This is a genomic window from Kitasatospora sp. MAA19 (assembly GCF_029894125.1).
Lineage (GTDB): Bacteria > Actinomycetota > Actinomycetes > Streptomycetales > Streptomycetaceae > Kitasatospora.
The window spans coordinates 609,263-636,002 of record NZ_JARXYZ010000001.1 but is presented as its reverse complement, the minus strand read 5'-3'; the positions used below and the strand labels follow the sequence as shown (position 1 = coordinate 636,002).

Below are 26,740 nucleotides of genomic sequence, written 5' to 3'. Positions count from 1 at the left end.
TCGTGGGCACCCGTCGACGCCCGAGGAGGCCCACGATGAACCGCTCCCGCCTGGCCGTACTGGTGTCGGCCGTCCTGCCGGTGACCGGCACCGCGCTGGCCGCCACCGCCGTCCTGCTGCTCAGCGGCGCCGCGCACTGGACGGTGTCGTCCGCGGCGCTGCCGGCCGCCGGGGTGCACCTGCTGATCACGTTCGCCCGGATCGTGCACGCGCCGGGCGGCTGACGGCGACTGACCGGTGCCGGGGCCGGTGGCGGTGGCAATGGCGGTGGCAGTGGCGGCCAGACGTCCGCTCGATGAACTTCTGGCGGCGGGGCTGCCGGGCGTCTACATGCCCGTAGTAGCTTCGCGGGGGCTCCCCCGGATTCAGACCCCCCGAGCGAAGGTGCGCGATGTCCACCCTGACCTACCCGGAAGCGATAGGCGTCGGCCTGCTGCAGGGTGTGACGGAACTCTTCCCGGTCTCCAGCCTGGGCCACAGCATCCTGCTCCCCGCCCTCATCGGCGGGAAGATCCAGCAGGACCTCGACATGACCGCCGAGGGCTCCTCGTACCTCGCCGTCCTGGTCGGCCTGCACCTGGCCACCGCGCTCGCGCTGGTGGCGTTCTTCCGCAAGGACTGGGTCCGGGTGATCGGCGGCCTGCTCAGCTCGCTCCGCCACCGCCGGGTGCGGAGCCGGGACGAGAAGCTGGCCTGGCTGCTCGTGATCTCCACCATCCCGGTCGGCGTGGCGGGCCTCGCCCTGGAGAAGGCGCTGCGGGCCGCGCTCGGCAAGCCCGTCCCGGCCGCGATCTTCCTCGCCCTGAACGGGCTGGTGCTGCTCGGCGCCGAGCGGCTCAAGCGCGGCGGCACCGGCCGCCGACGCGCCGGGCGCGCCGCCCCGGCGGGCGAGGAACCGGGACTGGACCCGGCGATCGCCTCCGACCACCGACTGGCCCGGCTCAGCTTCGTCCAGGGCGCCTGGATCGGCGCCGCCCAGATCCTCGCGCTCTTCCCCGGCATCAGCCGCTCCGGCGTCACCATGAGCGCCGGCATCCTGCGCGGCCTGCACCACGAGGACGCCGCCCGGTTCTCCTTCCTGCTCGCCACCCCGGTCATCCTGGCCGCCTCGGTGCTGAAGGTCCCCGAGCTGTTCAAGCCGGAGAACTCCGCCGTCCTCGGCCCGGTCGTCGCCGGCAGCATCGCCGCCTTCGTGGCCGGCTACGTCTCGGTGCGCTTCCTCACCAAGTACTTCGAGACCCGCAGCCTGGCGCCGTTCGCGGTCTACTGCTTCCTGGCCGGCGTCGGCAGCGCGGTCTACCTGTCGGTCTGACCGGCTCTCACGACTGCGCCAGGACGCGGGCGAGTTCCACCGGCTGCGAGAACATCGGCCAGTGCCCGGTGGCCAGCTCCACCAGCCGCCACCGCTCGCTCCCGAGCAGCTCGACCACCACCGGCGGCGGCTCCGGCCAGTCCAGCAGGCACTTCACGTACGTCGCCGGGAGCTCCCCCAACGGGCGTGCCAGCACAGCTGGTTCGGTCAGCGAGGCGCCCGGGTGCGGGGTCATCCCGGCGACGATCCGGGCGATCTGCCCCGTCGTCAGCCCCTGGTCGGCGAACTCGGCGGCGGGCAGCGGCGCCCAGAACCCGCCGTTCGCCGCGACCGCCGCCGCCAGCGCGGTCGGCTCCGCCCCCTGGTCGGCGAAGGACTCGCCGTCCACCGGCACGTTGGCGTCCACGAAGACCACCCTGGTCAGCCGGGCCCCGATCCGCGCCGCGGCCTGCCCCACCGGGATGCCCGCGTAGCTGTGCCCGACCAGGACGACGTCCCGCAGGTCGAGCCGCTCCACCTCGGACACGATGTCCGCCACGTGCGTGTGCTGCCCGGCCGGCCCTCCCCGCTTCTCCGCCAGCCCGGACAGCGTCAGCGGATGCGCCCCGTGCCCCGCCGCCCGCAGCTCCGCCGCGACCTCGTCCCACGCCCACCCGCCGAGCCACGCACCCGCCACCAGTACAAAGTTCGCCATGGGCGGCACGGTAGCGCGCGGGTGTGGCAACCGGGCCCGTCCGGCGGGGTGCCGGACGGGCCCGATCGGGACGGCCGGGCCTGGAGGCCCGGGTCGGACGGTCAGCCGGTGAGGCCCAGGGCGGCCAGCCGGGTCGGGTCGGTGAGGACGTCCAGGGCGGTGATGCGGCCGTCGTGGATCGTGAAGGACATGACCGAGAGCGGGCGGCCGTCGGCGAAGGAGACCACGCCGGGCGAGCCGTTGACCAGGACCGGCCGACCGTCGGCGGCGAAGCGGGCGAAGGCGATCGCCTGGCCGGCCACCTCGGCCGCGCCGCGGCGCAGCGCGCTCGGCACGAGCGCCCCGCCGTCGGAGCGGGCCACCACCTCGGGGTCGAGGACGGCGAGCAGCGCCTCGAAGTCGCCGCCGCGCGCGGCGCGCAGGAAGGCGTCCACCACCTCGCGCTTGCGGGCGACGTCGGAGTCGGCGGCCGGGGTCGCGCCCTGGACCCGGCGGCGGGCGCGGCTGGCCAGCTGCCGGGTGGCGGCGGAGGTGCGTCCGAGGATCGGCGCGATCTCGTCGAAGGGCACCTCGAACAGGTCGTGCAGGACGAAGGCCAGTCGCTCGACCGGGCCGAGGGTGTCCAGGACGACCATCAGCGCGATCCCGACCGAGTCCGCGACCAGGACCTCGTGCACCGGGTCCAGCGTCGACAGCCCGCTGACCACCGGGTCCGGCAGCCGGACCTGCCCCTCCTGCTCGGGCAGCGGGTCCTCCCGGCGCGAGGTGCGGGAGCGCAGCTGGTCCAGGCAGACCCGGCCGACGACCGTGGTGAGCCAGGCCCCGAGGTTCCGCACCCCGCTCACCTCGGTGCGGCTCAGCTTCAGCCAGGCCTCCTGCACCGCGTCCTCCGCCTCGGCGAGTGAACCCAGCATCCGGTAGGCCACCGCCCGCAGTTGGGCCCGTTCCGCCTCGAAGCGCTCGGCCAGAAGACTTTCCTCGCTCACCTGTCACATCCTCGCGTCGGGATCCGTCGGTTCAGTGACGGACGCTAGCCGACGAAGCGGCGCGGACCGTGACCACCGCCCGGCGGCCGGACCGCCGCCCGCGGGATAATCCGGGGGACGGACCCGCGACCGCCCCCGTACAGAACGGCCCCCATGAGCAGCTCCTGGACCTCCTTCGGCGGCGACCTGCACCTGGACCTCACCGAGCGGCGCGCCGCCGGTGCCGGGCTGCGGGCCGCCCTGGAGGACGCGCTGCGCGAGGCCGTCCAGGACGGGCGGCTCGCGCCCGGCACCCGACTGCCGTCCTCGCGGGCCCTCGGCGAGGACCTCGGGATCGCCCGCAACACCGTGGTCGAGGCGTACGGGCAGCTCACCGCGGAGGGCTGGCTCACCTCCCGGCAGGGCTCCGGCACCACCGTCGCCCAGCGGACCACGCCCGGCCCGGGGCGGCGGACCGCCCGTCCGGCGGCGGAGCACCGGACCGTCCGGCACGACCTGATGGCCGGCCGGCCCGACCTCTCGCTCTTCCCCCGCACCGCCTGGCTCGCCGCCGCCCGGCGCGCCCTCGCCACCGCGCCGCACGAGGCCCTCGGCTACGGCGACCCGCTCGGCCGGATCGAGCTGCGGCAGGCGCTCACCGACTACCTGGCGCGGGTCCGCGGCGTCCGCACCGACCCCGACCACCTGCTGATCTGCACCGGCGTCGCCCAGGGCCTGGGCCTGCTCTGCGCCGCCCTGCGGGAGCGCGGCGCCCACGCCCTCGCGGTCGAGGAGTACGGGCTGCCGCCGCAACACGACGTCGCCCGGGCGGCCGGGCTGGCCACCGTCCCGCTGCCGCTGGACGGGGCGGGCGCCCGGGTCGATCGGCTCGACGCCCGCTGCGGCGCCGTGCTGCTCACCCCCGCCCACCAGTTCCCCACCGGCGCGCCACTGGCCGCCGACCGCCGGGCCGCCGCCGTGCGCTGGGCGCGCGAGCAGGACCGGTACGTCGTCGAGGACGACTACGACGGCGAGTTCCGCTACGACCGGCAGCCGGTCGGCGCGATGCAGGCGCTCGACCCGGAGCGGGTGGTGTACGCGGGGACGGCCGCCAAGAGCCTCGCGCCGGGCCTGCGGCTGGCCTGGCTGGCACTGCCGGACGCGCTGGTCGAGCCGGTGGCCCGGCTGAAGTCGCTGGCCGACACGATGTCCCCGGTGTTCGACCAGCTGACCCTCGCCGAGCTGATCACGTCCGGGACGTACGACCGGCACGTCCGCCGCTGCCGCCTGCACTACCGGCGCCGGCGCGACCGGCTGGTCGCCGCCCTCGCCGAGCACGCCCCGCACGTCCGGGTCACCGGTATCGCCGCCGGGCTGCACGCCGTACTCCAACTGCCGCCCGGTTCCACGCCGGAGGCCGAGCTGCTGGCCCGCGCCGGGGCCGCCGGACTGGCCGTCAACGGCCTGTCCTGGCACCTCGCGGACCGGTCCGCGCCCGCTCCGGACGCCGCACCGGCCCTGGTGATCGGCTACGCCACCCCGCCCGAGCACGCCTTCCAGGCCGCGCTGGACGCCCTGTGCGAGCTGCTGCGCGAGAGGTGAACGCCGGGCGGTGAACGCCGGGCGGTGAGCGGCTACTTGTTGCGGTTGCCCAGCTCGAACAGCAGCATGATGAAGCCGGCGAAGGCGTGGATGCCGGCGGTGTAGATGACCAGGCGGATGCCGACGCGGCGGTTGGCCCACTTGCCGGCGTCGATGGTCTTCGCGGCGGGCTTCGCGACGGGGGCCGGGGCGGCGGCCTCAGCGGCCGCGGTGGCGGCCTGGACGGGGGTGGTGGGATCGGCCATGAGGGATCTCCTCCAAGGGTTCTGACGAAGGGTCAGTGGTTCGCGGCGGGGCCGCCGAGGCAGAGTTCACCGCCGGGGCTCTGCAGCAGGGTGTGGACGAAGAGCAGTTCGACGCCGTCCGGCGCGTCCGCGGCGATGCAGTGCGGGGTGAGCGAGTCGAAGTGGGCGGAGTCTCCGACGTCGAGGTGGTGGACCCGGTCGCCGAGGGTCAGCCTGAGCCGGCCCTGCAGGACGTACAGCCACTCCTCGCCGGGGTGGACCCGGACCACCGCGTCCTGCACGCCCGGGGGCACGTGGACGCGCAGCGCCTGCATGGCGCGGCCGGGGGCGCCGGCGCGGCGGTAGCCCCAGCCGCCGGCGCGGCCGGGCTCGATGGCGCCGCCGCGGACGACCGGGTCGGGTTCGGCCATGGTCTCGCCGAGCAGGCCGGAGACGGAGGTGCCGTAGGCGCGGGCGAGGCCGAGCAGGACGGGCAGGGAGGGCTGGCGGCGGCCGGTCTCCAGCCGGGACAGATAGGCTGGGGAGAGTCCGACCCGCGCGGAGGCGACTTCGAGGGTCAGGCGACTGCTGAGCCGGTGTTCCCGGAGGCGGGCGGCGAGGCCGGCCACCTCCTGGTCGTCGAGCCGGTCTCCCGGGGCGGCGTCCCCGGTCGGGCTGGTGGTCATGTGACCAGTGGACACCCGCCGTGCCGCCCGGGCAAGAAATTTGCCTCAGAGGCAAGAGAACCGTGCAGGCCTCACGGGCGCGGGATGTTGCGCAGGTTGCTGCGGGCCAGGTCGACCATCCGCCCGACCCCTCCGGAGAGCACCGTCCGCCCGGCCGCCAGCGCGAAGCCCTTCAGCTGGGCGGCCGTGATGCGCGGCGGGATGGACAGCGCGTTGGGGTCGGTGACCACGTCCACCAGGGCGGGCCCGGGCTGTGCCAACGCCTCCGCCAGCACCTCCCGGACCCTCGCCGGCTCGGTGACCCGCTTGGCCGGGATGCCCATCGCCCGCGCGATCCCCGCGTAGTCGACGTCCCCGTTGTCGATCTCGAACTCCGGGTAGCCGGAGACCAGCATCTCCAGCTTGATCATGCCGAGCGCCCCGTTGTTGAAGACGACGGTCTTCACCGGCAGCCGGTGCTTGGCCACCGTCAGCAGTTCGCCGAGCAGCATGCCGATCCCGCCGTCGCCGGCCATCGCGATCACCTGCCGCCCGGGGCAGGCCAGTTGGGCGCCGATGGCGTGCGGCAGGGCGTTGGCCATCGAGCCGTGCAGGAAGGAGCCGATCACCCGGCGGCGGCCGTTGGGCTGGAGGTAGCGGGCGGCCCAGACGTTGTTCATGCCGGTGTCCACGGTGAACACCGCGTCGTCGGCGGCCACCTCGTCGAGCACCGAGGCGACGTACTCGGGGTGGATCGGCAGGTGCTTCTCGATGTCCCGGGTGTAGGCGCCGACCACGCCCTCCAGCGCCCGGCAGTGCTTGCGCAGCATCTCGTCGAGGAAGGAGCGGTCCTGCCGGGCGTCCAGCAGCGGCAGGACGGCCCGCAGGGTGGCGGCGACGTCGCCGTGGACGGCCAGCTCCAGCGCGGTGCGGCGGCCGAGCCGGGTGGCGTCGTGGTCGACCTGGACGGTGTGCACCTGCGGCAGGAAGGAGTCGTACGGGAAGTCGGTGCCGAGCAGCAGCACCAGGTCGGCGGAGTGCAGGGCCTCGTGGCAGGAGCCGTAGCCGAGCAGGCCGCTCATGCCGACGTCGTACGGGTTGTCGTACTGGATCCACTCCTTGCCCCGCAGCGAGTGCCCGACCGGCGCGTTCAGCGCCTGCGCGGCCGCCATCACCTCACTGTGCGCCCCGCGCACCCCCGCGCCGCAGAACAGTGCCACCTTGCGGGCCGCGTTGAGCAGCCGGGCCAGCTCCTGCACCTGGGACCACGGCGGCGCGGCGACGGCCTGCTCGGTGAGGAAGTGGCTCGTCCCGGTCGGCCCGGCGGCGGGGAGCGCGGCGACGTCCCCGGGGAAGGCGAACACCGAGACGCCGTGCGAGCCGAGCGCGTGCTGGATGGCGATCCGCAGCAGCCGGGGCAGCTGGGCGGGGGTGGAGAGCATCTCGCACCAGGTGCTGCAGTCGGTGAACACCCGCTCCGGGTGGGTCTCCTGGAAGAAGCCGGTGCCGATCTGCCCGGACGGGATGTGCGAGGCGAGCGCCAGCACCGGCAGGCCACTGCGCTGGGCGTCGTACAGGCCCTGGATGAGGTGGGTGTTGCCGGGCCCGCAGGACCCGGCGCAGACCGCGAGCCGACCGCTGAGTTCGGCCTCGGCGGCGGCCGCGAAGGCACCGGCCTCCTCGTTGCGCACGTGCACCCAGCTGATGCCCTCGGCCCGCCGGATCGCGTCCACGACCGGGTTGAGGCTGTCGCCGACCACCCCGTAGACCCGCTCGACCCCGGCCTGCCGGAGCACCTCCACCATCTGTTCGGCCACGCTCGCCACGGGTGCTCTCCATTCGCCGGCCGATCGCCGCTCGCCGCCGGGCGCTCAGGACCGAGGCCGCCGGCTGCCGCAGGACACCTGCACCCTCCGGCGCCCCGGCCCGCTCCGCACCCGGAGCGGGCCCGAACAGGTGAACCGGCTACTCCGCCGCCAGGTGGTCCGCCCCCTGCCCGACCTTGCCGCTGACCAGGCCCGCCTGCGCCTGCCGCCGCGCGGGCTCGCGGCCGGGCGGCTGGCCGCACCGCTCCTGCGCCGGCGGCACCGTGGTCGGCAGGGTGACCGGCGCCCCGGCCTTCACCTGCACCGCCTCGCCGTCGTGCCGCAGGTGGAGCACCTCGCCGCGGCGCAGCGTGTACGTCGTCCCGTCGTGGGTGATCTGGACGCCGAGCAGCTGCCCGTGGACCATCAGCGAGAAGCCGAGCTTCATCAGCCCGGCCGGCAGCCGGGGCCGGAAGGACAGCGTCTCGCCGTGGTCGCGCAGCCCGCCGAAGCCGGCCACCAGGGCGATGCAGGCACCGGCGAGCGAGGCCATGTGCAGCCCGTCGCGGGTGTTGCCGCCCAGGTCCTGCAGGTCCATCAGCGCCGCCTCAGCCGTGTAGTCGTACGCGAGGTCGAGCTGGCCGACCTCGGCGGCGATCACCGCCTGGGTGCACGCGGAGAGCGAGGAGTCGCGGACGGTGAGGCGCTCGTAGTAGGTGAAGTTGCGGGCCTTCTGCTCGTCGGTGAAGGCGTCGCCGCGGACCTGCATGGCGAGCACCAGGTCCGCCTGCTTCACCACCTGCTTGCGGTACAGGTCGAAGTACGGGTAGTGCAGCAGCAGCGGGTACTTCTCGGGCGGGGTGCGCTCGAAGTCCCAGACCTGGTGGTGGGTGAAGCCGTCGGCCTGCGGGTGGACGCCGAGGTCCTCGTCGTAGGGGACGTACATCGCGGCGGCGGCGTCCCGCCAGGCGGCGGTCTCCTCGGTGTCGACGCCGAGTTCGCCGGCCTCGTGCGGGTGGCGGGCGGCGGCCTCGGCGGCGGCCCGCAGGTTCGCCTGCGCCATCAGGTTGGTGTACACGTTGTTGTCGGCGACGGCGCTGTACTCGTCCGGGCCGGTGACGCCCTCGATGCGGAACTTCCCGGCGACGTCGTGGTGGCCGAGCGAACGCCACATCCGGGCGGTCTCCACGAGCAGTTCGAGCCCGTACGCGCGCTCGAACTCGGCGTCCCCGGTGGCCCTGACGTAGCGGACGACGGCGGCGGCGATGTCGGCGCCGATGTGGAAGGCGGCGGTGCCGGCCGGCCAGTACCCGGAGCACTCCTCGCCGCGGATGGTCCGCCAGGGGAACACCGCACCGGCCAGGCCGAGTTGGGAGGCCCGCTCACGGGCCAGCGGGAGCGTGGTGTGCCGCCAGCGCAGGGCCTGGTTGACGGCGCCGGGCAGGCAGTAGGTGAGCACCGGCAGGACGAAGGTCTCGGTGTCCCAGAAGCTGTGCCCGTCATAGCCCGGACCGGTCAACCCCTTGGCGGGGATGGCCCGTTCCTCACTGCGGGCGCCGGCCTGCAGGACGTGGAAGACGGCGAACCGGACGGCCTGCTGGAGCTCGACGTCGCCTTCGATCTCGATGTCGCTGGTCTCCCAGAACTCCTTGAGGTAGTCGGCCTGTTCGGCGACGAGGCCGTCCCAGCCGGTGTACCGGGCGGCGGTCAGCGCGGCCTCCACCTGGTCCCGGACGGCGGGCAGCGAGCGGGTCGCGGACCAGCCGTAGGCCATCAACTTGACCAGCCGCAGCCGCTGTCCGGGCCGGAGCACGGTGGTGACGCTGATCCGGCAGTGGTCGACCTCGGCCTCGGCGACGGTGTCGAGCTCCTCCGGGCCCTCGATGACGTGGTCCATCCCGGCGGCGACCCGGATGCCGCTGTAGCGGGTGCGGTGCACCAGGACGGCCTTGCTGCCGCTCGCGTGGTGCACCTCGGGCAGCAGCGGCGCCTCCAGGACGGCCGAGGCCCGCGGGTCGCCCTCGGGGCCGCCGGGCAGCTGCTCGTTGGCGACCAGCTCGGACTGGAGCACGATCCGCACCGGCCCGTCCACCGCCTCGACGCTGTACTCGACGGCGGCGATCGCGCGCTGGGTGAGCGAGACCAGCCGGGTGGAGCGCACCCGGATGGTCCGGCCGGCCGGGGAGGTCCACTCGGCCTCCCGGTGCAGCAGGCCGTCCCGGAAGTCCAACCAGCGCTTGTGGCGGACGAGTTCGCCGTAGCGCAGGTCGAAGGGCTCGTCGTCGACCAGTAGCCGGATGATCTTGCCGTTGGTCACGTTGATGACGCTCTGGCTGGACTCCGGGTAGCCGTAGCCGCCCTCGCCGTACGGCAACGGGCGGAGCTCGAAGACGCCGTTCAGGTAGGTGCCGGGCAGGCCGTGCGGCTCGCCCTCGTCCAGGTTGGCGCGCAGCCCGATGTGGCCGTTGGAGAGCGCGAGCACCGACTCGGCGCGGGCCATCGAGGTGAAGTCCAGGCCGTGCTCGGCGATCTGCCAGGGGTCGACGGTGAAGTTGTCCACGCCGGTCATCGGACGTCGTCCTCCTGCAGCAGTTCGGCGAGGTCGTCGACGACCACGGTGGCGCCGTCCCGGCGCAGTTCGGCGGCCTGGCCGGTGCGGTTCACCCCGACGACGGCCCCGAAGCCGCCGGCCCGGCCGGACGCCACCCCGGCGAGCGCGTCCTCGAACACGGCGGCGTGCGCGGGCTCCACGCCGAGGGTGCGGGCGGCGTACAGGTAGGTGTCGGGGGCGGGTTTGCCCGGCAGGCCCTCGCGCCGCGCGACGACGCCGTCCACGACCACGTCGAACAGCTCCGCGATGCCCGCCGCCCGCAGCACGTCCCGGCAGTTGGCGCTGGAGGACACCACGGCGCTGGGCAGCCCGAGCGCGCGCAGCCGGTGCACGTACGCCACCGAGCCGTCGTACGGCTGGACGCCCTGCTCGCGGATCATCCGCAGCACGGTGTCGTTCTTGGCACGGCTGATCCCGTGCACGGTACGGGCGTTGGGCGGATCGGCCTCGGTGCCCTCGGGCAGGTCGACGCCCCGGCTGTGCAGGAACGCCCGGGTGCCGTCGAGCCTCGGGCGGCCGTCCACGTAGGCGTCGTATTCGGCGACGGCGTCGAAGGGGACGAACTGCCCGCCGGTGCGGGCGGCTTCGGCGCGCAGGAAGGTGTCGAAGGTGTCCTTCCAGGCCGCGGCGTGCACCTTGGCGGTCTGGGTGAGGACCCCGTCGAGGTCGAAGAGGAAAGCGCGGATGTCGTCCGGTAGCCCCAGCATGGGTGCAGTCTTACCCGCGAACGCGGGGAAGCCGCCCATTTCCCGGCGGCGCGTCGCGGGAAGGGCGACTTCCGGTCACCCTCGGGGTGCCCCTGGCGCTACGGCCGGGTGTCAGGGCGAGTCGGGCATCTGCGCCTCGGCGGCCTCCGCCACCGCGAACACGGCGCCCTGCGGGTCCTGGACGACCGCCATCCGGCCGGACTGCATGTCGAACGGCGGCTGGATCACCGAGCCGCCCGCCTTGACCAGGGCGTCCACGGTGGAGTCGGTGTCGTCCACCGAGAAGTACGGCATCCAGTGCGAGGGCGTGCCCGCCGACAGGTACCCGGGGATCGGCTGCATGCCGCCCACCGTGCGGTCGCCGACGTTGAGCGAGAAGTAGCCGTCCATGCCCTGGATGGTCGCCGGGCGCAGCCCCAGCGCCGGCCGGTAGAAGCGGCCGGCGGCGTCGGTGTCGGCGGTGTTGAGCTCGTTCCAGACCAGCGCGCCGGGCTCGTTCACCACGCCCGCGCCGATGAAGTCCATGGCCTGCCAGACGCCGAACACCGCGCCGGTCGGGTCGGCGGCGACCAGCATCCGGCCGATCACGCCGACGTCCATCGCCGGGTAGAGGATCGTGCCGCCCTGCTCGGCGATGGCGGCGCCGGTCGCCTCGGCGTCGTCCGAGGCGAGGTAGGTGGTCCAGCTGACGGGCGGCAGCGGCTGGCCCTCGGGCGCGGACCGCGCCATGATCCCGGCGACCGGCCTGCCGTTGAGCATGCACACGGCGTAGCCGCCGAACTCGGCCGGCCCGACCTCGCCCTGCCAGCCGAACAGGTCGCGGTAGAAGTCGAGCGCGGCCTGCTGGTCGCTCGCCATCAGATCGATCCAGCACGGGGTGCCGGGCTTGTACGGAGCGGTCACTACGGGCATTGCTGGGCCTCCCGAAGGCAGTGGTCGCCGGCGTGGCCGCCGGGGCGGGCGGATCCGGGGCCGCCCGGTGCCGGGCGTCCGGTGCCCGCCGTCGGCGCGAACGGCGGTACACCGCCACCATCGGCCCGCCGCCGCGATCCCGCCACCGGACGGCGCCCTGGCGGGCGACGGTCACCGTCCGCTCACGCCTCGTCGTGCCGCCGGGCCGTGACGAAGTACGGCTGCGCCTTGCCGCTCTGCACGTAGTCCTTGAGCCGCACCAGCAGTTCGGCCCAGGTGCCGGCGACCATCGGGACGCCCTCCTCGCTGCCCGGCTGCCAGCCGCCGTGCCGGAACAGCAGCCGGGTGCGCCCGGGCTCGTCGGGCTGGTCGGCGAGGTCCCAGCTGATCCAGGTGCCGGCCCAGTGCGGCGGGAAGGCCCCGGCGTTGGTCCACACCACCCGGTCCTGGTCGGCCCGCTCGCGGCGCAGCCGGAACGGCTCCGGGACGTCGGTGAAGTCGAACAGCAGGACGTCGCCCTCCCGGTCCACGGCGGTGGTCCACCAGCTGGTCAGCCCGTCGTGCGTGTTGAGCGCGGCGAGGACGACGTCCCGGGGTGCGGCGACGTCGATCTGCAGGGCGATCTCGGGCATGGGGTCCGCCTTTCGGTGCGCGCCCCCTCGTCCCCGTGTCGGGCCCCTCCGCGGGTTCTCCCGGCCACCATGGCACGACCCCCGGGCCCCCGCGCCCTGGAGGGCGCCGGCCCGGGGGTCGTCCCCGCGTCACGGTGCGGTCAGCCGCCGCTGCCGTAGGTGGTGTTCGCGCAGATGTCGTCGTCCGCCGAGCGGGCGTCGTTGGTGACGGTGGTGGGCAGCGGTGCCGGGGGCGTCGGGGCGCCCGTGGCCGTACCGCTCGCCGCCGCGCCGGTCGTGCCGCCCGCGCCGGGGGCCGTGCCGCCGTTGGCCGCGGCGAAGTCCTTGCCGACGATCAGGGTCACGCCCGGCGAGTTGCCGGCCTCGACGCTGGCGCCCGGGAACAGCGCGGCGACCTTCTCGGCGTTCGCCTTCTGCCCGGCCCCGTACTCGACCATGGTGGTCCTGTACTTGGTGCTCGCCGCCTGGCCCGCTGTGGTGGCGGCGAACTTGGCGGCCTTCAGCTGCTCGGTCGCCTTGCCGGCCAGGCCGTTGTTGATCGTCCCGTTGTAGACCGCCACCTTGATCGACGCGTTACTGGTGTCCGCGGCCGGTGCGGCGGGCGTGCTGGGCGCGGCCTGCTGCGGCGCGGTCTGGGCGTCCGGGCTGGCGGGGGCGTCCGGCTGCTGGCCGGTGGCGTTCTGCCCGTCGATCGTCCGGTCCGCCTTGAGGGTCTCCCAGAGCTTGTTGGAGTCCGGCTGGATCAGGTCGATGTTGGCGTCCTGGGTGCGGTAACGCCAGGGTGCCGTCACGAACTTGAGGTCGTGCATGTCGATGTTCTTCAGCGACAGGCCGAACGAGAGCAGCTTGTCCGCGGAGGCCAGCCCCGGGTCCACGGTCAGCGACTTGGTGGCGGCGTCGGCCAGCGGCAGCAGGTTGGTGGGGCTCAGCCCGTCCTTCTTGACCTTGGTGGCGAGCGAGCTGAGGAAGGCCTGCTGGCGCTTCATCCGGCCGATGTCGGAGCCGTCGCCGATGCCGTGCCGCAGGCGCACGTAGTCGAGCGCCTTCTGGCCCTCCACGGTCTGCTTGCCCTGCGGCAGGACGAGGTCGCCCTTCTTCTTCAGGTTGGGGTTGATGTCCCCCTCGTAGATCGCCTTCGGGAGGCAGACGTCGACGCCGTTCACGGCCTTGGTCATCGAGGCGAAGCCGTTGAAGTCGACCACGATGGTGTGGTCGACCCGGATCCCGGTGAGCTTCTCGATCGTGTTCTGGGTGCAGGCCGGGTTGCCGTCGTCGCTGCCGCCGGTCGAGAACGCGGCGTTGAACAGGTCGGTGCCGCCCTTGGTCCACTTGCCGTTGGGGAGCTTGCAGGACGGTATCTGGACCATCGCGTTGCGCGGGATCGAGATGCCCACCGCGTGCTTGTGGTCGGCGTAGACGTGCAGCAGGATCGTGGTGTCCGAGCGGGCGCCGCCGTCCTCGCCGCCGCCGAGGTCGGCGTTGTTCTTGCCGCGGCTGTCCGAGCCGATCAGCAGCACGTTGACCGGCTTGTTGCCGTCCGCGTCCGCCTGCGCCTCCGGCGGGCGGTCGGTGGCTATCGCGTCGCCGTCGAAGGACTTGATGTTGGCGTTCAGCTTGAAGTAGATCGCCCCGCCGGCGCCCGCGATCAGCACCAGCACACCGGCCGCCGACCACGCCACGATCTTCTTCACGTTCCGCTTCGGCTTGCGGCTGTTGCGCGCCGCCGCCCGGCCGCCGCCGGCCGCCGCCTCCGACCGGCCGCCGTCCTTGCCGTCCTTGCCGCCGTCCCGGCCGCCGTCCTTGCCACCCCGGCCGCCGCCCTTGCCCTGAGCGGCACGCCGGGCCTCCGCCCGGCCGCCAGTGCGCGGCGGCGGCACGGCTCCGCCGCCCTCCGTCGTGAGCGCGCCGGGCTCGTTCTCACCTCGAGCCGGGCCCTCGCCCCACTGACCTGACATGCGCGTACCTTTCACCGACGGAAGCGACGCCCCGGACGATCTGGCGCACCGCACACAGGGAGACGGCCGAAACCGGTCCCAGGTTGCACATACGAACGTTGATACAAACCGACCAACGTGGCTTCCGATCATATTTAGGCCCGACGTGATCACCGACCTCCGGTACACCACCAGCCACGGCCGCCATCGCCCAATCCCCCTACAGAACACCCGAAACCGGCTGATTCCAACGTGACCTACGCCACGTCCGCCACGCACCGGCAACCCCACGAGACACCACACGTCACACAAGCACCACCGTCCGACCGGCCCGGGGGTTTTCCTCCCCCCGCCCCTGGGGCTGCCCCCGTTTCTCAAGGCCCGTTCGCTAGACCACACTCATCACCATGACCACCGACACCGCGGGGACGCCGACCGCGCAAACCCGGCCGCCGCAGCCCGCCGGACCACCGGACACCGCCCAGTCCGGCACCGGCGGCAGCGACTTCGCCCAGCTGAGCCGCCGGATCACGGCCGAGGGCCTGCTCGACCGGCGCCCGGTCTACTACACCGTCCGCGCGGGCCTCGTCCTCGCCGCGTTCCTCGGCGGCTGGTGGGCCATGTTCGCCCTCGGCGACACCTGGCTCCAACTCGCGCTGGCCGCCGCCATGTCCATCGTCTTCGCCCAACTGGGACTACTGGCTCACGACCTGGCCCACCGTCAGGTGTTCACCGGCCGCCGGGCCGGCGAGCTCGGCGGCCGCATCGTCGCCAACCTCCTGATGGGCATGAGCTACGGCTGGTGGATGAACAAGCACACCCGCCACCACGCCAACCCCAACCACGAGGAGCGGGACCCGGACGTCTCCCCCGACCTCGTCGTCTGGTCCCAGCGCCAGGCCCGGCAGGCCAGCGGCCTCGCCCGCTTCATCGGCCGCCGTCAGGCCTTCCTCTTCTTCCCGCTGCTCCTGCTCGAAGGCCTCAACCTCAGCTTCAACAGCTTCCGCGCGCTGCGCAGCCCGATCATGAAGCGCCCGTACCTGGAGGGCGTCCTGCTGGTCGTCCACTTCGCCGCCTACCTCGGGCTGGTCTTCGCCGCCCTCCCGGTCGGCAAGGCCTTCGCCTTCCTCGCCATCCACCAGGCCCTGCTCGGCGTCTACCTCGGCTGCGTCTTCGCCCCCAACCACAAGGGCATGCTGATGGTCACCCCCGGCATGCGGCTCGACTTCCTCCGCCGCCAGGTCCTCACCTCCCGCAACGTCCGCGGCGGCTTCTTCCTCGACGCCCTGATGGGCGGCCTCAACTACCAGGTCGAGCACCACCTCTTCCCCAGCATGCCCACCCCGGCTCTGCGCCGCGCCGCCCGGATGACCCGCACCTTCTGCGCCGAGAAGGAGATCCCCTACTACGAGACCGGCCTCTTCCGCTCCTACCGCGAGATCCTCGCCCACCTCCACCACACCGGCGCCCCCCTCCGCACCCCGTCCTGACCCACCCCTCCGGTCCCACGACGGGCGGCCCATCCGCCCACACCCCGAAAACCCAGCGGCACCCCGGCAGCACGAACAGCCGGGGTGCCGCTGTCACTCTCGTTCACAACCCGTCCGGCGGAAACCGGGATCCTTCGGCCACCCGAAGGACCGGCGCCGACTCCGGTCGACTTCAGTCGAGTTCGTCCATTCCGGGGCCGCCGGGCCGCACTCGGCTCCGTGCCGTTGGAGGGGAGCCCGAGCCGCTCGGCGAGCGCGTCGGCAAGCTCCCGACGGCGTCCGATCAGCCCCGGGGACTCCCCCGGTCGTGCGACGGCCCGTACCGCGACGGCCGCTCGGGCCGCTCGCTCAGGGGCCGCTCGCTCAGGAGCCGCGATCGCGGCCAGGCGCGGGGGACGAAACCCACCGGCGCGGTCAGCTGCCCGCCGGACACGGAAAAGGCCAGGTCAGAGGAGGTCTGACCTGGCCTTCGGTGTGGTGGGCCACCAGGGGCTCGAACCCTGAACCTACGGATTAAAAGTCCGCAGCTCTGCCAATTGAGCTAGTGGCCCGCGGCCCCGGTCCCGGTCGGGGAGGGCCATCGTGATCCTACCCGGTGGGGCCCAGGGCTCCGCCAGTGGATTGCGAGGGCGCGCCGGGGGTGGGGAACGGGGTGTAGTGGGCGGCGCGGACGCGGCGGAGCCAGGATTCGACGGGGCGCGGGTCGGGGGCGGCCGGGAGGACGCCGGGGCGGGCGAGGCGGTCGGCGGCGTCGGCGAGCAGGGATTCGGCGACGGCGGGGCGGTCGGCGATGCGTTCGCCCAGGTCGCGGACGTGTTCGGGGTCGGGGAGGCGGACCAGGTTGCGGCCCGTCTCGTGCAGACGGACGGCCTGTTCGACCAGCCGGACCAGGTGCCGGGCGTGCTTGGCGGCCCGGCGGCGGGTGGCCGGGTCGGTGGTGTCGCGGGTCAGCAGTTTGCGGAACTGCTGCTCTGCGTAACCGAGATAGGCCTTCCGGACGGCCGGCGCGCTGAGGAAACTCGAGCGGATCTCGACCAGTTCACCACCGAGCGGGGTGCGGATCTCGTACAGGTCGTCCGGCAGCCAGACGAGTTCGGAGGCGGTCGGGTTGCAGGACAGCGCCAGGCGGCACCACTTGGCGGCCTCGTGCAGGGTGACGTCGGGCCCGGTGGTGACGTGCGACTCGGCCGGTCGGTGCAGGCCGTGCAACTCCTCGGTGGGGGCGGCGTACAGGCCGAGCCGGTCGATGTCGGAGCCGGCGTGGGCGAAGCCGTACGCGGTGGAGCCGACAACGCCGGCGAGCAGCACGGTGCCGGGCACGGTGCCGGGCGCGGCGGGTGCAGCAGCTGCGGCGGGTGCGGCGGACATCGTCGGACTCCTCTCGGCCGGGCGGGCGGTGGCGGCGCCGGTACCGCATCCTCGCCGGTCCGGGCCGCGCCGGGCGAACGATTTCCGCTCCGGACGCTGCCCGGCCGGAGCGCCGGGTAGCGTACCGGCCATGTCGACCACCAACTCCGACGAGGTCCTCCTCGTCACCGGCGCCGGCCGCGGCATCGGCGCCGCCACCGCCCTGCTGGCCGCCCGCCGCGGCTACCGGGTCTGCGTCAACTACCGTGCGGACGAGGCCTCGGCCACCGCCGTGGTGGACGCGATCCGGGCCGAGGGCGGCACCGCGCTCGCCGTCCGGGCCGATGTCACCCGCACCGCCGAGGTGGAGCGGCTGTTCACCACCGTGGACGCCGAACTCGGGCTGCTCACCGGCCTGGTGAACAACGCCGGCACGCTGGAGAAGCAGTGCCGGCTGGAGGACATCGACGAGGACCGGCTGAACCGGATCTGGGCCGCCAACATCACCGGCCCGTTCCTGTGCGCGGCCCAGGCCGTCCGCCGGATGTCCACCCGGCACGGCGGCCGCGGCGGCGCCATCGTCAACGTCTCCTCGGCCGCCTCCCGGCTCGGCTCGCCCAACGAGTACGTCGACTACGCGGCCGCCAAGGGCGCCGTCGACTCGATGACCCGCGGCCTCGCCCTGGAGGTCGCCGCCGAGGGCATCCGGGTCAACGCCGTCCGCCCCGGCCTGATCCACACCGACATCCACGCCCTCGGCGGCGAGCCCGGCCGGGTCGACCGGGTCGCCCCCGGGCTGCCGATGCAGCGCGGCGGACGGCCGGAGGAGGTCGCCGAGGCGATCCTCTTCCTGCTCTCCCCGGCCGCCTCGTACACGACCAACGCGTTCCTGGACGTCTCCGGCGGACGCTGAGGCGGGTTCCGGGCGCCCGGAGCGGGTACCCCGGGCGCCCGGCGCTGATCCGGCGCCGATGCGAGCCGGCTCCGGATCGGCGTCCGGCGGACGCTGAAAGGCTCCCTCCGGTTTCCTTCCGCCGGCCCGCTCCCCGCCCGTACGGTGGGGCCATGACCGACGCCTTCATCGACATCCCCGGTGTGCGCAACTTCCGTGACGCGGGCGGGATCGGCGCCCTGCGGCGGGGCGTGCTCTACCGCTCCGGTTCCTTCCACACCCTCACCGAGGAGGGCGCCCGGCGCCTCAAGGACCTCGGTCTGCGCACCGTCCTCGACCTGCGCAGCCCGGTCGAGCTGGAGGCCTGGCCCGACCTGCGGCACGGCCTCGACCTGGAGTCCCTGAACCTGCCGACGCTGCCCGCCAACCGCGAGGACGTCGACCAGCCCTGGCCCGAGGACCAGGCCGCCCTCTACCCCTTCATGGCCGAGCACGCCGGCCCCTCGCTCGCCGCCGTCGTCCGCCGTCTCGCCGCCCCCGGCGGGCTGCCCACCGTCGTGCACTGCGCCGTCGGCAAGGACCGCACCGGCCTGACCATCGCCGTCCTGCAGGCCCTGCTCGGCGCCTCGGAGACGGACGTCACCGCCGACTTCCTGCGCTCCAACGTCGGCCTCGGCCTCGACCAGGGCCCCACCCCGTACCTCGACGAGACCGGCACCGAGCGCATCTCCCGTCCCGTCGGCGCCGAACTGCTCGCCTCCGCCCTCGGCTGGATCCGCGCCCGGCACTCCTCCATCCCCGCCTACCTCCGGGCGCACGGCGTCACGGAGGAAGAACTGACCGCCCTGCACGCCAACCTGTCCGCCTGACCCGGCCCTGACCTGACCTGCCCGGACCTGCCCGGCCCCCTATCCCCGGCGCTCGAAGCGCCACCACTGGGTGGGGGAGTCGGTGTCCTCCCACTGGTGGACGGCGCGGTCGGGCGGTGCGGCGGCGGTGAGGGGCTTGCCGCTGATGAAGCTGGTGATGGTGTAGGTGCCCGGGTCGTCCACGTGGGCTTCGAGCAGCCACTCCTGGGCGCCGAAGGCGTTGGCGGACCACTGCTGGATGGGGACGCCGTTGTCGGGCGAGGCGCCCGCGACGTCGAGGCGCTTGCCGCTGGCGACGTTCTCCAGGTGGCAGAGGGCGCCGCCCGGGTGGACGGCGGTGAGCTGCCAGAGCTGGGCGTCGGAGCCGTCGTCCGCGCCCTGGCGGACGCGGGCGCCGCTGCGCCGGCTGCCGTCGGCGACTTCGAGCAGCAGGCAGCTGCCGACGTTGCGGATCAGGTAGCGGCCGTCGGTGATCGCGGTGTCAGTCACGGTCGAAGTCTGCCACCGGGGACCGACAGGCCTCGTGGCCGAAAGCGGCGGCGGGGACGGCGGCGCGGGGGGCGAGGGTGCGGGGGGGGCGCCGCCGACGCGGTACCCGGTGCCGACCCCGCCCGTGCCCCCCGCCTATGCTGCGGCGAATGTCTTCCGACCACGTTCCGCCGCACCGTCAGCAGCCCACCCTCCTGGAGGCGGTGGCCGCGTTGGAGGCGGTGGCCGTCGCCGGGGAGGACGAGCGCTTCGGCCCCGCGCTGGGCCTGGTGGGCGGGCTGTTCGGGTCGGCCGCTCCGGCCGAGGTGGCGGCGGCCGGCCCCCGGCTGGCCGCGCTGCTGCCGGACGCCCCGCCGTTCCCCCGGGCGCACCTGGCGATGGTCGTGGGCGCCTGCGTGGAGAACGGCGCCGACCCGGCCGCCTGCGCGGGCCCGGTGCTGGCAGGCCTGCGCGGGGCGCTGACCGGCGCGCAGCACCTGGTGCAGCGGTGGGCGGAGACCGGCGGCGGCCCGCTGCCCGACCCGGAGGGGGATGATCCGGTCGAGGCGCACGACCGGATCGCGGATCCGGCGCGCCTGGACGCCTGGCACGCGCACCTGGCCGTGGTCGCCTGGTGGACGCTGCACCTGTGGCAGCGGGCCGCCTGGGCGGTGTACGCGCACGCGCCGGTGCGCGGCGAGGCGCGCGCCTCGGGCGTGACGGACGTGCTGCTGGAGCTGTTCGGCCGGTACGAGGGCGGGCAGCACGACTTCAAGGGCCTGGCGTCGCTGGCGCTGATGCTCGACGACGAGCCACTGCTGGTGCTGGACCGCCCCACCGGCACCGGTTACCTGCTGCGCATGGACGGGCTGGGCGACACCTTCCAACTGCACACCCTGCTCGCCGACGTGCTGATCGGCGGCGGCCACCTGCCGGGCACCCGGCCGGACCCGGAGGTGGTGGCGCTGGCCCGCACCGCCGTCCTGGACGGCCGCCGGGTGATCGCGACCGGCGCGTTCAACCTGGTCGCCCCGGACGGGTCGTGGCTGTGGAACGAGGGGACGCCCGGCGACATCCCGGTGGTGGACGGCGTCCGCACCCTGGTGCTGGACCCGCTGCCGTACGAGCGCAGTTGGTCGGCCGGGCGGTTCATCCAGGAGATCCCGGGCGACCTGCGGCTGGAGCGGGTGCTGACCCCGGCGGAGGCCGCGCAGCGGCTGGCCCGTACGGCGCCGGCGCAGAGCGCGGAGCAGGCGTTCCGGTAGCGGCCTGCCTGCCGGCGGTAGCGGCCCGGTCGGCCGCGCCGGACGGCCGGGTTAGGGTCGGAGACCGGAACAGGAAATCGAGAGACAACCTCTACGAGTGGAGTCGACGATGGCGAAGGTCCCGAACGTGCTCTCGGCCGCCGCGCCCGCCGCGCTGACCGCGGCGAGCGGTCTGGTCGGCGGTTACGGCGTCGCGCGCTGGAGCGGCCGGCGCGAACTGGGCGGCGCGGTGCTGGCGGTGGCCGGTGCCGGGGCGGCCGCGCAGTGGCACCGCAGCTCGGGCGCGGCCACCGCGGCGGCGCTGACCGGCCTGTACGTGGCGGCGTTCGGCGGCTCGCACCCGCTGGCGAAGAGGATCGGCGCCTGGCCGTCGGTCTTCGCCGTCACCGGTGTGGTCGCGGCGGCCTCGACGGCCGCGACGGCGCTGGCCGCCCGCAAGCGGTAACCGGCACAGGCCCTCCGACGGACCGCTCGCCGGCCTCACCCGCCGCGGCCTCACCCACCGGCCCGAGCCGACCTCACCGGCCTCACTCACCGGCCCGAGCAGGCCTCGCCGGCCTCACCCACCGGCCCGAGCCGATCTCACCGCACCGCCGCGCCGAACCGCGCCTCGAACGCGGCCCGGTTCGCCGAGACCGGTGAGCGGTCCCACACCGCGAACACCACCCGCTCGAAGGCCGCCCCGTACCGGGCCAGCGCGCCCTCGAAGGCCTCGGCGACCTGGCCGGGGTCGTTGCGGAACACCCCGCAGCCCCAGGCCCCGAGCACCAGCGCGCGCACCTCGTGCCGGGCCGCCGCCGCGAGCACCCGGACGGCCCGCTCGGCGAGCACGCCCCGGACGTCCACGTCGGCCGAACGCCGTTCCAGCTGACCGGCGTTGGGCGCGGGCGAGGTCAGGAAGGTGACCGGGTACGGCCGCGCCAGCAGGTCACCGCCCCGGCCGCGGACCACCGGCACGTCGGGCGAGACGATCACCCGGTGGCTGTACCGGAGGTCGGTGGAGGCGCGATGCGCCTCGTAGTAGTCCGGCGCCTCCAGCAGGCAGGTGTACAGCAGCGCGCTGCGGCACAGGTCCTCCTCCTGGGCGCGGGCCCCGCGCAGGTAGCCGCCGCCGGGGTTGCGCGCGGAGGCGAAGTTGAGCACCCCGACCGGGCCGGCCCCGTCCTCGACCAGGCGCCGGGCGGCCTCGATGCTCCCCTCGGCCGTCACCTCCACCGGCCCGCGCGGCCCGGGCCCCGGGTCCCCGGCCCGCAGCAGCGCGTCCAGCGCCTTCGGCGCGTACGACACCGTACCGGCCCTGGCGGCCGCCAACTGCTCCCCCACCGGCACGAGTTCGCCGCCGGCTGCCCGGTAGCTCCCCCGCTCGGCGATCTCCTCGTTCACCCGCGCCACGTCATGCAGTCTGCTGCTCATGTCCGGGACGCTACGGGACTTCCGTAGTGGCGCGCCACAGGTTATTCTCAACCACAGAACAACACCTCGGGGGAATCGGGGGAACGCGAAGGGCCCGCTCCAGTCCATGGAGCGGGCCCTTCGTGTGTGCTCGGCTACGTCGTCCGTGCTCGGCTACCGGTGGTCACCCACCGGCCGTACGGCGTCAGTTCTTCCAGCGCGGCTTGCGGTCGTCGCGGTTGAAGCCGCCACGGTCGCGGTCGAAACCGCCCGAACGGGCGCCACGGTCGCCACCGCGGTCATCGCGGTTGAAGCCACCACCGGAGGCCTGCGGACGGCCACCGGAGCGGTGGTCGTCACGACGCGCGAACGGACGGCTGCTGCTGCCGCCGCCGCGCTCGTCGCGGTCCCGGCCGAAGGACGGGCGGTCACCGAAGGAACGGGCCGGACGGTCACCGAAGGAACGGCCGCCACGGTCGTCACGGTCCCGGTTGAAGCCACCGCGGTCACGGTCGAAGCCACCGGAACGGGCCGGACGGTCACCGAAGGAACGGCCGCCACGGTCGTCACGGTCCCGGTTGAAGCCGCCACGGTCACGGTCGAAACCGCCCGAACGGGCGCCACGGTCGCCACCGCGGTCATCGCGGTTGAAGCCACCACCGGAGCGACGGTCGTCACGGTCGCGGTTGAAGCCACCACCGGAACGGCGGTCGTCACGGTCACGGTCGAAACCACCGGAGCGACGGTCGTCACGGTCACGGTTGAAGCCACCACCGGAACGGCGGTCGTCACGGTCACGGTCGAAACCACCCGAACGACGGTCGTCACGGTCACGGTTGAAGCCACCACCGGAGCGACGGTCGTCACGGTCCCGGTCGCGGTCCCGGCCGAACGCCGGGCGCTCGGTGCGCGCCTCGCGGTACGACGGCGTGCGCTCCTCGGCCTGCGGCGCGGCGGCCGGAGCCGTCGCCTCGGCGGCCGGAGCCTGCGCAGCGTCCTCGTCGCCCGCCTCGGCGGCCGGGGCCTCGTCCTCGATGCCCAGCTCGGCCCGCTCGCGCGCGGCCCGGGCGGCGAGGCGGTCGGCCTCGTCGCGCAGCTCGGTGGCGCGGCGCTGCGCGCGCTCCAGCTGGCGGGTCATGTCGGCGAGCTCGCGCTCGGCGGCACCGGCGATGTTGGCGGCGCTCTCGGCCTGCACCTCGGTGAGCGAACGGGCGCCGGTGATCTTGGCGACCTCGGCGTCGAAGGCGTGGTCGAGGATGTGGCGCGAGGCGTCGACGCCCGCGTCCTCCATCAGGCGGAAGACGCCACGGCGCTGGTGCGGCAGCACCAGGGTGACGACGGCGCCGGAGCGGCCGGCCCGCGCGGTGCGGCCGGAGCGGTGCAGGTAGTCCTTGTGGTCGCCGGCCGGGTCCACGTTGAGGACCAGGTCGATGCCGTCGACGTGGATGCCGCGGGCGGCGACGTCGGTGGCGACGACGACGTTGACGTAGCCGTCCTTGAAGTCGCCGAGGACGCGGGTACGGGCGCCCTGGGTCATGCCGCCGTGCAGCGCGTCGGCCTTCACGCCGGCCTCGATGAGCTGCTCGGCGACGCGGTCGGCGCCCATCTGGGTGCGGACGAAGATGATCGTGCGGCCCTTGCGGGCGGCGATCGCGTTGGTGATCGGCGCCTTGTCCTTGGGCTTCACCACGAGGATGTGGTGGGTCATGGTGGTGACCGCGCCGGCCGACGGGTCGACCTCGTGGGTGACCGGGTTCTTCAGGTAGCGCTTGACCAGGGTGTCGATCTCGTTCTCCAGGGTGGCGGAGAACAGCAGGCGCTGGCCGCCGGCCGGCACCTGGTCGAGGATCTCGGTGACCTCGGGCAGGAAGCCCATGTCGGCCATCTGGTCGGCCTCGTCGAGCACGACGGTCTTGACGTCGGCGAGCTTGGCGCTGCCGCGGTTCAGCAGGTCGCGCAGACGGCCGGGGGTGGCGACCAGGATGTCGACGCCGCGCTCCAGCGCGTAGATCTGGTTCGACATCGAGGTGCCGCCGCAGACGACCTTCAGCTTGAGGCCGAGCACCGAGCCGAACGGCTCCAGGGCGTCGGCCACCTGCATGGCCAGCTCGCGGGTCGGGACGAGGATCAGGCCGCGCGGGTGCTTGGGCTTGGTGCGCTCGCCGTCGGCAAGGCGCGTCAGCAGCGGCAGGCCGAAGCTGAGGGTCTTGCCGGAGCCGGTACGGCCACGGCCCAGGACGTCCTTGCCGGCCAGCGCGTCCGGGATGGTCGCGGCCTGGATCGGGAACGGGGTGGTGACGCCACGCTTGGCGAGCGCGCGCACGACGTCGTCGTGCAGGCCCAGGTCACCGAAGGTGATGGTGGGCTCGGCGTCCTCGGCCTCGGCCTCGGCCTCGTCGAGCTCGGCGTCGGTGTCGACGTCCTCGACCTCGACGGTCTCGGTGACGGCGTCGGTCGGCTCGACCTCGACGGCGTCGGGGGTGGATTCGGTGGTGACATCGGCGGCGGACTCGCTCGCGGGCATGGCGAAGCGGGCGTCGTCAACGAGAGACATGCAAAACCTTCCGGAAGTGGCACGCGCCAAAGTCCGGGGTTCTGTTTCACAACCGCCTCTATGCGGTCAGCCACGGATCGCCGGAACGCGCCAAGGGCGCCAGATGGGAATAGGGCGCCAGTCAAATGAATCAAACGAACGATCTACCACCATAGAGGACCCTCGGGATCAGAGGCAAATGCCCTGGCCAGCCCCCTAATGCCCACCCGCCCGCGGGCTCGGGGCCGAGGAACCGGAACTACCGGCCGAGGGCTCCGGGGTCGGCGGGACGGTCGCGGCGGGTGAGGTGCGCCCGGGCTCGGGGGAGGTCGACGGGTGGCTGCTCGGCGAGGCCGACGGCGTGCCCGCCGCTCCGCCGGCGGAGCGGCCGTCACCGGTGCCGCCCGCACCCCCGGCGCCTCCGGTGCCCGCCTGACCGCCGGTACCGGCCGACGCACCGGAGCCCTGCCGGGGCGCGGGGCTGGCGCTCACGCCGCCTGCCGAGTCGTTCACGCCGGTGGCACCCGGCGCGGCGTCGACGGCGGGCGCCCCCGGCACCGGGACCACGCCGGCGGCCGCGCCGTTCACGCCGGGCACCACCTCGCCCGCCACCGTGGCCGTCGCCCCACTCGGCGCGTTCTCGCCCTGCACGCCCCCCGGACGCTCCGGGCGCCCGGACGCACCACCCGAGTGCCCGCCGGTCGGCGAGGCCGACGGACCGGCCGTCGCCCCCGGCCTGCCCGCCGGACCGACCTGTCCGACCGGCGCCACGCCGTGCTGCTCCTCCGCCCCACCCGGGCCGACCGACATGCACCCCGTCAGCCCCAGCCCGGCCACCGCCAGCACCGCCGCCGCCCGAAGTCCCGCTGCCCGAAGTCCCGCCGCCCGCGGCCCCGCCGGACGAACCGTACGAAGTCCCGCCACCCGCACCGAAGCCGTACGCACCGAAGCCACCGAGCTTCCTCTCCACCGCCCCACCCGGGCCGCCCACTGCTCGCGCGGCCGCTTTTCGGTGCCCAACGCGCGCCCGCCCCGACGGGACACGGGCAGCGCGCCAGGAAGCGCCCGGGCCCCCGGCCGTGCCCGCGCCCACGACGCCCGTCGACGCCCCCGCCGACGCCCCGGGCGGACCGGGCGGACCGGGCGGACCAGGCGGACCGGGCGGACCAGGCGCCCCGAGCGGACCGGCTCAGCCCCAGAGCGCCGAGGCCAGCCCCGCCCCCGCGTACACCGCGGCCAGCCCCGCCACCACGCTGCCCACCACGTTCGCCAGCGCGTACCGCCCGGACCCGGTCTCGACCAGCCGCAGCGTCTCGTACGAGAAGGTCGAGTACGTGGTCAGCGCCCCGCACAGCCCCGTCCCCAGCAGCACCTGGACCTGCGCAGACGCGGCACCCGCCACCACCGCCCCGGTCACCAGGCCGAGCACCAGGCTGCCGACCACGTTCACCGTGAACGTCCCCCAGGGGAACACCGAGTCGTGCCGGGCCTGCACCGCCCGGTCGGTCAGGTACCGCAGCGGCGCCCCGACCACCGCGCCCGCCACCACCAACAGCCAGTTCACCCCGAAGCCCCTTCCCGCCCCACGTACCTGACCACCTCGCAGCGGTCCAGCAGCACCAGCCCCTCCGCCACCAGCCCGTCCAGCTGCGGCAGGAACGCCCGCACCCGCTCCTCCTCGTCCACGATCACCACCGCCACCGGCAGGTCCTCACTCAGCGACAGCAGCCGTGCCGTGTGCACCAGCGACGACGCCCCGAACCCCTCGATCCCCCGGAACACGCTCGCCCCGGCCAGCCCCGCCGCCCGCGCCCGGTGCACGATCTCGCTGTACAGCGGCTTGTGGTGCCAACGGTCGTTCTCCCCCACCAGCACGGTCAGCCGCAGCGCCGGCCCGCTCAGCCGGCTCACCGCGCACCCCCGGCGCCGCGTCCGATCAGACGCCGCGTCAGGACGGCCGCCGCCCACACCGCGCCGAGCGCGCCCAGCAGCGTCAGGCCCAGGTACGCCAGCCCGATCCCGGGCCGCCCCGCCTCCACCAGCCGCCGGATGTCCACCGCGTACGTCGAGAAGGTGGTGAAGCCGCCCAGCACCCCGGTGCCGAAGAACGGCCGCAGCAGCGGATGCGCCGGACGCCCCTCGGTGATCACCACCAGGAAGACCCCGATCACCGCACAGCCGACCACGTTGATCAGCAGCGTCGTCCACGGGAACGCCGTCGGCCCGTCCGCCCAGGCCAGCCCGGCCCCGTACCTCGCCACCGCCCCGATCGCCCCGCCGACCGCGACCACCGCCACGGTCGGCCCCTGCCCCCGCCACACCGGCGGCCGCCTGCGGGCCACCGCTTCGCCGTCCACCGGCCGGGTTCGCGCCGGCCCGTCCACCGTGCCGTCCGAGGTCGCCATAGCCTCATCAAACACC

The 26,740-nt window shown here is 74.2% G+C and carries 25 protein-coding genes, 1 tRNA gene and 1 pseudogene; 8 read left to right on the top strand and 19 right to left on the bottom strand.

Features of this window, described 5'->3' with window-relative positions; genetic code table 11:
• The first annotated feature begins 35 nt into the window (after positions 1-35).
• Both P3T27_RS02890 and P3T27_RS02885 read left to right on the top strand, forming a co-directional pair.
• Positions 36-224 (top strand): hypothetical protein, encoded by a 189-nt coding sequence (locus tag P3T27_RS02890; RefSeq protein WP_280674074.1) that lies wholly within the window; start codon positions 36-38, stop codon positions 222-224.
• A 167-nt stretch (positions 225-391) separates the two neighbouring features.
• A complete protein-coding gene (locus P3T27_RS02885; protein ID WP_280674073.1) occupies positions 392-1,312 on the top strand; it encodes an undecaprenyl-diphosphate phosphatase in 921 nt (306 codons plus the stop codon).
• A 7-nt stretch (positions 1,313-1,319) separates the two neighbouring features.
• On the opposite strand, the gene P3T27_RS02880 is transcribed toward P3T27_RS02885, so the two are convergent.
• Together P3T27_RS02880 and P3T27_RS02875 are read right to left on the bottom strand one after the other, a co-directional pair.
• Positions 1,320-2,006 (bottom strand): alpha/beta fold hydrolase, encoded by a 687-nt coding sequence (locus P3T27_RS02880; RefSeq protein WP_280674072.1) that lies wholly within the window; start codon positions 2,004-2,006, stop codon positions 1,320-1,322.
• Positions 2,007-2,107: 101 nt separating this feature from the next.
• On the bottom strand, positions 2,108-2,992 hold the full coding sequence (locus P3T27_RS02875) for a sigma-70 family RNA polymerase sigma factor (protein WP_280674071.1): 885 nt from the start codon (positions 2,990-2,992) through the stop codon (positions 2,108-2,110).
• A gap of 153 nt (positions 2,993-3,145) precedes the next feature.
• Between P3T27_RS02875 and P3T27_RS02870 the strand changes: the two genes are divergently transcribed.
• Complete coding sequence (locus P3T27_RS02870) at positions 3,146-4,573, top strand: PLP-dependent aminotransferase family protein (RefSeq protein ID WP_280674070.1); 1,428 nt, start codon at positions 3,146-3,148, stop codon at positions 4,571-4,573.
• Positions 4,574-4,605: 32 nt separating this feature from the next.
• Here the strand turns inward: P3T27_RS02870 and P3T27_RS02865 are convergent, their stop codons facing one another.
• From P3T27_RS02865 to P3T27_RS02830, 8 genes are all read right to left on the bottom strand, one after another.
• The gene (locus tag P3T27_RS02865) at positions 4,606-4,818 is read right to left on the bottom strand and encodes a DUF6126 family protein (RefSeq protein ID WP_280674069.1); all 213 of its coding nucleotides are present in this window, start codon (positions 4,816-4,818) and stop codon (positions 4,606-4,608) included.
• Between the two features lie 32 nt (positions 4,819-4,850).
• Positions 4,851-5,483: an XRE family transcriptional regulator gene (locus tag P3T27_RS02860; RefSeq protein ID WP_280674068.1), complete on the bottom strand. Its 633-nt coding sequence runs from the start codon at positions 5,481-5,483 to the stop codon at positions 4,851-4,853.
• 71 nt (positions 5,484-5,554) lie between these two features.
• Positions 5,555-7,288 carry a pyruvate dehydrogenase gene (locus tag P3T27_RS02855; RefSeq protein ID WP_280674067.1) on the bottom strand — a complete coding sequence of 578 codons (1,734 nt, stop codon included), beginning with the start codon at positions 7,286-7,288 and terminating at the stop codon, positions 5,555-5,557.
• Positions 7,289-7,427: 139 nt separating this feature from the next.
• Entirely contained in the window at positions 7,428-9,836 is a 2,409-nt protein-coding gene (locus P3T27_RS02850) for a glycosyl hydrolase family 65 protein (protein ID WP_280674066.1), read from the bottom strand.
• Complete coding sequence (locus tag P3T27_RS02845) at positions 9,833-10,585, bottom strand: beta-phosphoglucomutase family hydrolase (RefSeq protein ID WP_280674065.1); 753 nt, start codon at positions 10,583-10,585, stop codon at positions 9,833-9,835. The genes P3T27_RS02850 and P3T27_RS02845 overlap by 4 nt, the downstream gene beginning before the upstream one ends.
• Before the next feature lie 111 nt (positions 10,586-10,696).
• Positions 10,697-11,497 carry a VOC family protein gene (locus P3T27_RS02840; protein WP_280674064.1) on the bottom strand — a complete coding sequence of 267 codons (801 nt, stop codon included), beginning with the start codon at positions 11,495-11,497 and terminating at the stop codon, positions 10,697-10,699.
• A 182-nt stretch (positions 11,498-11,679) separates the two neighbouring features.
• Positions 11,680-12,129 carry an SRPBCC domain-containing protein gene (locus tag P3T27_RS02835; RefSeq protein WP_280674063.1) on the bottom strand — a complete coding sequence of 150 codons (450 nt, stop codon included), beginning with the start codon at positions 12,127-12,129 and terminating at the stop codon, positions 11,680-11,682.
• 140 nt (positions 12,130-12,269) lie between these two features.
• A complete protein-coding gene (locus tag P3T27_RS02830) occupies positions 12,270-14,084 on the bottom strand; it encodes an LCP family protein (protein ID WP_280674062.1) in 1,815 nt (604 codons plus the stop codon).
• Between the two features lie 386 nt (positions 14,085-14,470).
• Here P3T27_RS02830 and P3T27_RS02825 point away from each other — a divergent pair, with 386 nt between their 5' ends.
• Positions 14,471-15,553, top strand: a complete 1,083-nt coding sequence (locus P3T27_RS02825) for an acyl-CoA desaturase (RefSeq protein WP_280674061.1) — start codon at positions 14,471-14,473, stop codon at positions 15,551-15,553.
• Between the two features lie 475 nt (positions 15,554-16,028).
• Here the strand turns inward: P3T27_RS02825 and P3T27_RS02820 are convergent.
• Positions 16,029-16,104 (bottom strand) — tRNA-Lys (locus P3T27_RS02820).
• Between the two features lie 37 nt (positions 16,105-16,141).
• On the bottom strand, positions 16,142-16,921 hold the full coding sequence (locus P3T27_RS02815) for a nucleotidyltransferase domain-containing protein (protein ID WP_280674060.1): 780 nt from the start codon (positions 16,919-16,921) through the stop codon (positions 16,142-16,144).
• A 130-nt stretch (positions 16,922-17,051) separates the two neighbouring features.
• On the opposite strand from P3T27_RS02815, the gene P3T27_RS02810 reads away from it, so the two are divergent.
• The gene (locus P3T27_RS02810; RefSeq protein WP_280674059.1) at positions 17,052-17,813 is read left to right on the top strand and encodes an SDR family oxidoreductase; all 762 of its coding nucleotides are present in this window, start codon (positions 17,052-17,054) and stop codon (positions 17,811-17,813) included.
• Positions 17,814-17,965: 152 nt separating this feature from the next.
• The gene (locus P3T27_RS02805; protein WP_280674058.1) at positions 17,966-18,661 is read left to right on the top strand and encodes a tyrosine-protein phosphatase; all 696 of its coding nucleotides are present in this window, start codon (positions 17,966-17,968) and stop codon (positions 18,659-18,661) included.
• 39 nt (positions 18,662-18,700) lie between these two features.
• Here the strand turns inward: P3T27_RS02805 and P3T27_RS02800 are convergent.
• Positions 18,701-19,153 (bottom strand): annotated as a pseudogene (locus P3T27_RS02800) (RICIN domain-containing protein); the annotation flags it as partial.
• Between the two features lie 146 nt (positions 19,154-19,299).
• Here P3T27_RS02800 and P3T27_RS02795 point away from each other — a divergent pair.
• The gene (locus P3T27_RS02795) at positions 19,300-20,394 is read left to right on the top strand and encodes a hypothetical protein (protein ID WP_280674057.1); all 1,095 of its coding nucleotides are present in this window, start codon (positions 19,300-19,302) and stop codon (positions 20,392-20,394) included.
• A 109-nt stretch (positions 20,395-20,503) separates the two neighbouring features.
• Positions 20,504-20,839, top strand: coding sequence for a hypothetical protein (locus P3T27_RS02790; RefSeq protein ID WP_280674056.1), 336 nt, complete (start codon positions 20,504-20,506; stop codon positions 20,837-20,839).
• 137 nt (positions 20,840-20,976) lie between these two features.
• On the opposite strand, the gene P3T27_RS02785 is transcribed toward P3T27_RS02790, so the two are convergent.
• The 6 genes from P3T27_RS02785 to crcB (P3T27_RS02760) form a co-directional block, all read right to left on the bottom strand.
• A complete protein-coding gene (locus tag P3T27_RS02785; RefSeq protein WP_280674055.1) occupies positions 20,977-21,807 on the bottom strand; it encodes a TIGR02452 family protein in 831 nt (276 codons plus the stop codon).
• Positions 21,808-21,991: 184 nt separating this feature from the next.
• On the bottom strand, positions 21,992-24,340 hold the full coding sequence (locus P3T27_RS02780; RefSeq protein ID WP_280674054.1) for a DEAD/DEAH box helicase: 2,349 nt from the start codon (positions 24,338-24,340) through the stop codon (positions 21,992-21,994).
• 195 nt (positions 24,341-24,535) lie between these two features.
• The gene (locus P3T27_RS02775; protein WP_280674053.1) at positions 24,536-24,970 is read right to left on the bottom strand and encodes a hypothetical protein; all 435 of its coding nucleotides are present in this window, start codon (positions 24,968-24,970) and stop codon (positions 24,536-24,538) included.
• Positions 24,971-25,508: 538 nt separating this feature from the next.
• Positions 25,509-25,883, bottom strand: coding sequence for a fluoride efflux transporter CrcB (crcB, locus tag P3T27_RS02770; RefSeq protein WP_280674052.1), 375 nt, complete (start codon positions 25,881-25,883; stop codon positions 25,509-25,511).
• Positions 25,880-26,230, bottom strand: a complete 351-nt coding sequence (locus P3T27_RS02765; protein WP_280674051.1) for a DUF190 domain-containing protein — start codon at positions 26,228-26,230, stop codon at positions 25,880-25,882. Before P3T27_RS02765 ends, crcB (P3T27_RS02770) begins: the two co-directional genes overlap by 4 nt.
• Positions 26,227-26,724: a fluoride efflux transporter CrcB gene (gene crcB / locus P3T27_RS02760; RefSeq protein ID WP_280674050.1), complete on the bottom strand. Its 498-nt coding sequence runs from the start codon at positions 26,722-26,724 to the stop codon at positions 26,227-26,229. The genes P3T27_RS02765 and crcB (P3T27_RS02760) overlap by 4 nt, the downstream gene beginning before the upstream one ends.
• Between the last annotated feature and the right edge of the window lie 16 nt (positions 26,725-26,740).